The following is a 260-nucleotide window of genomic DNA, read 5'->3' as shown; positions in this document are numbered from 1 at the left end:
TGCGCTCACTTCTTGCGTTGCGATTACTTTATTATTTTGTAGTAGGTCTACTTTGATTGTTTCTGGACGTCCTTCACCATTTCCGTCCTTCCACGTCTTCGTTCCTTCTACTTTTGTTTGCGCCACTTTTGTATTTGTAATGTCATACCCTTTGACTTCTGATTGATATCCATCTACCGGTTGTTCTTTTACTTCATACTTATATGCTTTTCCTTCAGCATCGTATGCCGCTAAGTCTGTAAATGCATATTTCCAATCGC

1 protein-coding gene is annotated in these 260 nt (G+C 39.6%); it reads right to left on the bottom strand.

The window, feature by feature from the left end; genetic code table 11:
• A partial coding sequence (locus tag BPMYX0001_RS28860) for a Cna B-type domain-containing protein (RefSeq protein ID WP_033799571.1) occupies positions 1 to 260 on the bottom strand: 260 nt, incomplete at both ends.

The organism is Bacillus pseudomycoides DSM 12442 (assembly GCF_000161455.1).
GTDB lineage: Bacteria > Bacillota > Bacilli > Bacillales > Bacillaceae_G > Bacillus_A > Bacillus_A pseudomycoides.
This window is presented reverse-complemented; position numbering and strand designations above follow the sequence as displayed.